Below are 4,790 nucleotides of genomic sequence, written 5' to 3'. Positions count from 1 at the left end.
GCAGCCTACAAAACAAAAAACAAATCTCAAAACCAAAGAACCGTGGGGCGCACGGTCTTAAAGCTCAGTTAATGTCCTCATAGAGGAGTCACTGAGAAGCCCACACTCACCTGAAAGGGAGTGTGTGGAGTACGTCACGGTAGTGGGATCGCTGTTTGGGGATGTTGGAAGTGCGATAGCGAAGCGCGACCTAGGAATCGCTGTTTGGGATGTTGGGAGTGCGATCGCTTTTGAGGGGTGTGGAGGGGTGCGATCGCGTTTAGGGATGTGGTGGAGTGCGAACGCTGTTTGGGATGTGGGGATGCGATCGCCTTTTGGGATGTTGGGAGTGCGATCGCTTTTTGGGATGTTGGGAGTGCGATCGCTTTTGGGATGTTGGGGTGCGATAGCGAAGCGCGACCTAGGAATCGCTTTTACTGAATACTTTCAATTAATTTAATATTATTTCTTAACCATTCATTGACTAAAATTTGCACATCTATGTTTTTTTCTTGAGCAATTTTTTTGAAAAAATTATCAACATCTGGTTCAAGATAAATCGGATAATGAAACGTTGCATCAGAATGATAAAATTTACCTTGTTCAGCTTGTGAAAAATCATATTCTGCTTTCATAGTTTTCTTCCTTGATAATACTGCTGTTCATTAAAAGTTGCTTTCCGTGCTGAAATAATACGAATCAAACACGAGTCTTCATCTGTTTGTTCAAAAGTATGAATAACAACCCTTAAAATACCCGTTTCATCTAAACCTATAGTAATCCATCTGTCTTCATAATCACTATGTTCTTCATCATATAAACTTAATTGATATTGATCACGAAAAACAGTTGATGCTAAACGAAAATTGATTTGATGTTTACGAATATTCTGTTTTTCTTTTGCTGGATTCCAATCAAAATTATAACGCAAATTTATAAATTACAAGAGATTAAATAAGTTGACACCATAATTGTACCATAATTTCATACTTTGACAGTATTATCAGTAGTTTAACGTAGCGATCGCTATTTTGAGGGTGTTGGGAGTGCGATCGCTATTTCGGGAATGTTGGGAAGTGCGATAGCGAAGCGCTCCGTAGGAATCGCTTTTTGGGGATGTGGGGAAGTGCGATAGCGAAGCTGACCGAAGGTATCGCTTTCGGTTATTATAAACATTTGAGTCAATAAAATTATAACTTGTGAGTCAACAAGACAAGCTATTAGCTAAAATTCTATCAGGCGCATCTGATACAAACATATCCTTTGAGCAACTGTGTCAACTCTTAATCAGATTAGGATTTGATGAAAGAATTCGTGGTAGTCACCACATTTTCACAAAAGAAGGAGTTGAAGAAATCTTGAACCTTCAACCCAAACAAGGAAAAGCCAAAGCATATCAAGTTAAACAAGTCCGTGAAATGTTACTTAAATATCAGCTAGGAGGTTAAGATGACTCTGCGCTATGAAATTAATCTCTATTGGAGTGAAGAAGACCAAGCATTTATCGCAGAAGTTCCAGATTTACCGGGATGTGCTGCTGATGGAGAAACTTATCAAGAAGCACTGCAAAATATAGAAATTATTATGCAGGAATGGATAGAAACTGCTCAAGAGTTAGGTCGAAAAATTCCTGAACCTACACAGCGTTTAATGTCTGCTTAATTGATGCTTTTGGGAATCTTGGAAGTGCGTAAGCTTTGCGTTGCTGCGAGCAGTTCGCTGTTTTAAGAGATACAATCACATTTTATTCAGAATATCTATTGACATGATATCATAATGTGATATCTTATATATTAGCTTCTGTTAAAAGTAAAAAAGGATGAATCTCAATAATAAACAGCAAAAGATTTTAGAATTAATTTTTACAAATCCTGTACTGGCAAATATTATTTGGCAAGATATAGAAAATTTATTTACAGCTTTAGGTGCTGATATTAGTCAAGGTAGCGGTTCAAGAGTTAGAGTTAAATTAAATGATGTTAGAGGTTATTTTCATGAACCACATCCAGAAAAAGAAACCGATAAAGGAGCAGTAAAAGCAGTGAGAGAATTTTTGATAAAAGCAGGAATTGAACCATAAATATTTTGTAGTAAAATCAACCACAAAAAACTGACTGAGGATTATTAAAATTATGTTGACTTACAAAGGATACACAGCATCAATTGAAGTAGATGTAGAAGCAGGAATACTTTTTGGTCGTGTTCTTGATATTAATGATGTAATTACTTTTAAAGCGAAAACGGTAGAAGAAGCACGTCAAGAATTTCAGACTTCTATAGATGGGTATTTAGCTTTTTGTGAAGAATTAGGCGAAGAACCAGATAAACCTTTTTCTGGAAAATTGCCATTTAGAACTACTCCAGAACATCACAGAAAAATTTTTATTGCAGCTAAAAAAGCTGGAAAAAGTATCAATGCTTGGATGGATGAAATTTTAATTAATGCTGCTGAAAAATCAGTCAAAGCATAGATTCAATATTTTTTCTAAGTTTTGAAGTCAAAAAACAATTCAAGAAATTATTAATGGTGAAAAATCAACTACTGTAGATATTGCCATTCGTCTGGGTAAAGCATTGGGAAATAGACCGAGACTTTGGTTAAATCTTCAGCAAAAGGTTGATGTTTGGGATGCTTTGCAAAGTCAATAAATTAGGATCACAAAGGATGGCTTTAGCATTTGCACCTAACTTTAAATTACCTTCAAGAAACCAGATTAAAGCATGAGTATCTAGGACATATTTCATAGTTTATTATGACCAGTCTAAACTGTCCTCACTATCCCCATGAAATTCAGCAATTTCAAAATCTGCTTCTGTTGAATGGTTATTACCAGAAAACATACCAAACTTCATTATTTTATTTTTTGGGTGATTTTTTCCCCACTTTAAAAAAGTGACAATAACAAGACTTTCTGAGATATCAGATGGTAATTCTTTAAGTTCTACTTTACCATCTTTGTAAATTCCTTCTATTGCTTGCAACATATTTTTGACGATGAGTAATTTTGGCTGATGTTGTTACTTTAACTATACACTATAGATAAGCGATCGCTGTTTTGGAGTTTTGGGAGTGCGATAGCGAAGCGCTCCGTAGGAATCGCTTTTGGAGATGTGGGGGTGCGATAGCGAAGCGCTGCTGCAAGCAGTTCGCTGTTGGGGATGTGTGGGGTGCGATCGCGCAATCGCTGACTTGTCACTTCGCTTTTTGTGGGTGTAGCGAAATGCTCCGCAGCAATCGCTTTAGTGATAAAATAACCACTTATCTTTGACTCTTTAGGAGAAAACTTGATTCCAATTAGTATTGAGCAAATCTACAAAGTTAAAGAAATTATTGCCAAATATAAGAATCTGGAATGTGTTGAATGCGCTCAAGCTATCCAAGATTACTTGGTATCACAGAGAATTTCGGGAAAGCGGCTAAAACTTTATACAGGTTCAGGAATAGGACGCGATAGTTATATCTATGATGAAAGTGTTTCTGGGGATGCAATCTCTATTAATGGTCGTCATCAAGGGATTATGATTATAATAGATGGAGTAGAAATGATATTTGATAATCATCGTCCTGATGGAATTACTAGAAATCAATGGTTAGCCAACTTACTGTTTTATAATAAACTGTATAACGGGCAGCAGTTCCAAACCACAGAAGAGACTTTTTAGGTGTTAAAGATTATGGAAAACAATCATCATAGTATTACTCTAATTCCCGATGAATATTTCTATGAAATGCTCCAAAGAATTAAACAAAGACCAGGAATGTTTCTAGGTCAATGTTCAATTACTCGACTAAGAGCTTTTTTAGATGGATATATGGGATCTAGGTCAGATTTAGGTTTACCACCAACTCAACAAGAGCTAGAATTTAATCAATTTCAAGAATGGGTACAGACAAGATTTAAAATTAGTTCTTCGCATGGATGGGATAGTATTATTCTTTTTTATTCTGCGGATGAAAGAGATGCACTAAATAACTTTTTTGAATTATTTGATCAATTTTGTAATAGCGAAAGTGCTACAAGAGAGGAGATGAGTCAGGAAAAACTTACTGAATCAAATCTTTCACTAACACAAGAGAGAGTGACTGTATAATTACTTGAGATATCGCTATTTGGGATGTGGGAATGCGATAGCGCAAGCGCTGCTGCAAGCAGTTCGCTTTTTGGTACTGTAATTATAGAATCAGCACTATAATGATAGATATGTATGTCAGCTAAAGATGTTTTTCATGAAGTTGTCAAAATAGCCTTACAAAAAGATGGTTGGGAAATTACAAATGATCCATTGAAAATTAGTCTAAGTAGGTGAACACAATAAAACCAAACTGTGTAAAGAAACGTAAAATCGCCCAAACCCTCTTCACTCTTGCCTCTTGCCTCTTGCCTTTTGCCTTGCCATAACGACAATTTTCAACGCCAACCTACTTAGGAGGAGTTAATCTTTCTAGTGATTTAGGTGCAGAAAAGCTGATTGGTGCAGAACGTGAAGGACAAAAAATTGCAGTTGAAGTCAAAAGTTTTTTAGAAAGATCGTCTGCTATTTCTGAATTTCACACAGCATTAGGACAATTTATTAATTATCGAGGTGCATTGAAAAGATTACAACCGGAGCCTGTTTTAGAGGGTGTTTGAAAAGTTTTGAGGAGTCAAAATTTATGCTAATCGCCTGAACATGATACGGATCATAGCTAGATAGATAAAAGTCTCAGAGGTTTCAGGTAATAACTCGTAGTCTCTGACTAACCGACGACAACCCATCAGCCAGCCAAAAGTACGTTCCACAACCCATCGCTTTTTGAGGACCACAAAACT

General features: G+C 36.4%; 16 protein-coding genes and 1 pseudogene. 10 read left to right on the top strand and 7 right to left on the bottom strand.

Annotated features, from left to right (window positions below):
* Positions 1-124: 124 nt before the first annotated feature.
* Positions 125-439 carry a hypothetical protein gene (locus PN471_RS01930; protein WP_271775432.1) on the top strand — a complete coding sequence of 105 codons (315 nt, stop codon included), beginning with the start codon at positions 125-127 and terminating at the stop codon, positions 437-439.
* Here PN471_RS01930 and PN471_RS01925 read toward each other — a convergent pair.
* The 3 genes from PN471_RS01925 to PN471_RS01915 form a co-directional block, all read right to left on the bottom strand.
* Positions 414-614, bottom strand: a complete 201-nt coding sequence (locus PN471_RS01925) for a hypothetical protein (RefSeq protein WP_039203742.1) — start codon at positions 612-614, stop codon at positions 414-416. The genes PN471_RS01930 and PN471_RS01925 overlap by 26 nt on opposite strands.
* The gene (locus PN471_RS01920; RefSeq protein WP_015212917.1) at positions 611-910 is read right to left on the bottom strand and encodes a BrnT family toxin; all 300 of its coding nucleotides are present in this window, start codon (positions 908-910) and stop codon (positions 611-613) included. The genes PN471_RS01925 and PN471_RS01920 overlap by 4 nt, the downstream gene beginning before the upstream one ends.
* Positions 911-1,005: 95 nt before the next feature.
* A complete protein-coding gene (locus PN471_RS01915) occupies positions 1,006-1,155 on the bottom strand; it encodes a hypothetical protein (protein ID WP_271775431.1) in 150 nt (49 codons plus the stop codon).
* A 23-nt stretch (positions 1,156-1,178) separates the two neighbouring features.
* Between PN471_RS01915 and PN471_RS01910 the strand changes: the two genes are divergently transcribed.
* The 5 genes from PN471_RS01910 (at position 1,179) to PN471_RS23290 (ending at position 2,628) form a co-directional block, all read left to right on the top strand.
* Entirely contained in the window at positions 1,179-1,427 is a 249-nt protein-coding gene (locus tag PN471_RS01910; protein WP_271775430.1) for a type II toxin-antitoxin system HicA family toxin, read from the top strand.
* Position 1,428: 1 nt separating this feature from the next.
* On the top strand, positions 1,429-1,641 hold the full coding sequence (locus PN471_RS01905; protein WP_039200400.1) for a type II toxin-antitoxin system HicB family antitoxin: 213 nt from the start codon (positions 1,429-1,431) through the stop codon (positions 1,639-1,641).
* Positions 1,642-1,798: 157 nt separating this feature from the next.
* The gene (locus PN471_RS01900) at positions 1,799-2,059 is read left to right on the top strand and encodes a type II toxin-antitoxin system HicA family toxin (protein ID WP_271775429.1); all 261 of its coding nucleotides are present in this window, start codon (positions 1,799-1,801) and stop codon (positions 2,057-2,059) included.
* Positions 2,060-2,111: 52 nt separating this feature from the next.
* Positions 2,112-2,450, top strand: a complete 339-nt coding sequence (locus PN471_RS01895; protein WP_190370542.1) for a type II toxin-antitoxin system HicB family antitoxin — start codon at positions 2,112-2,114, stop codon at positions 2,448-2,450.
* Between the two features lie 37 nt (positions 2,451-2,487).
* Positions 2,488-2,628, top strand: coding sequence for a HigA family addiction module antitoxin (locus tag PN471_RS23290; protein WP_334311891.1), 141 nt, complete (start codon positions 2,488-2,490; stop codon positions 2,626-2,628).
* On the opposite strand, the gene PN471_RS01890 is transcribed toward PN471_RS23290, so the two are convergent.
* From PN471_RS01890 to PN471_RS01880, 3 genes are read right to left on the bottom strand one after another with little or no spacing between them, the layout of a single operon-like run.
* On the bottom strand, positions 2,578-2,724 hold the full coding sequence (locus PN471_RS01890) for a hypothetical protein (protein WP_271775428.1): 147 nt from the start codon (positions 2,722-2,724) through the stop codon (positions 2,578-2,580). The two genes, PN471_RS23290 and PN471_RS01890, sit on opposite strands and share 51 nt — an antisense overlap.
* Before the next feature lie 6 nt (positions 2,725-2,730).
* Complete coding sequence (locus tag PN471_RS01885; RefSeq protein WP_271775427.1) at positions 2,731-2,964, bottom strand: hypothetical protein; 234 nt, start codon at positions 2,962-2,964, stop codon at positions 2,731-2,733.
* Positions 2,965-3,002: 38 nt separating this feature from the next.
* A complete protein-coding gene (locus PN471_RS01880) occupies positions 3,003-3,176 on the bottom strand; it encodes a hypothetical protein (RefSeq protein WP_271775426.1) in 174 nt (57 codons plus the stop codon).
* Positions 3,177-3,264: 88 nt separating this feature from the next.
* Between PN471_RS01880 and PN471_RS01875 the strand changes: the two genes are divergently transcribed.
* From PN471_RS01875 to PN471_RS01860, 4 genes and pseudogenes are all read left to right on the top strand, one after another.
* Positions 3,265-3,642, top strand: coding sequence for a papain fold toxin domain-containing protein (locus tag PN471_RS01875; RefSeq protein ID WP_271775425.1), 378 nt, complete (start codon positions 3,265-3,267; stop codon positions 3,640-3,642).
* Between the two features lie 12 nt (positions 3,643-3,654).
* On the top strand, positions 3,655-4,071 hold the full coding sequence (locus tag PN471_RS01870) for a hypothetical protein (RefSeq protein WP_168357577.1): 417 nt from the start codon (positions 3,655-3,657) through the stop codon (positions 4,069-4,071).
* Positions 4,072-4,185: 114 nt separating this feature from the next.
* A complete protein-coding gene (locus tag PN471_RS01865; RefSeq protein ID WP_442867122.1) occupies positions 4,186-4,287 on the top strand; it encodes an element excision factor XisH family protein in 102 nt (33 codons plus the stop codon).
* 116 nt (positions 4,288-4,403) lie between these two features.
* Positions 4,404-4,598 (top strand): annotated as a pseudogene (locus PN471_RS01860) (element excision factor XisH family protein); the annotation flags it as partial.
* Positions 4,599-4,631: 33 nt separating this feature from the next.
* On the opposite strand, the gene PN471_RS01855 reads toward PN471_RS01860, so the two are convergent.
* The coding region (locus PN471_RS01855) for a transposase (RefSeq protein WP_271775433.1) at positions 4,632-4,790 on the bottom strand (159 nt) is incomplete at its 5' end.

This window comes from Aphanizomenon sp. CS-733/32 (genome assembly GCF_028330045.1).
Lineage (GTDB): Bacteria > Cyanobacteriota > Cyanobacteriia > Cyanobacteriales > Nostocaceae > Dolichospermum > Dolichospermum gracile.
This window is presented reverse-complemented; position numbering and strand designations above follow the sequence as displayed.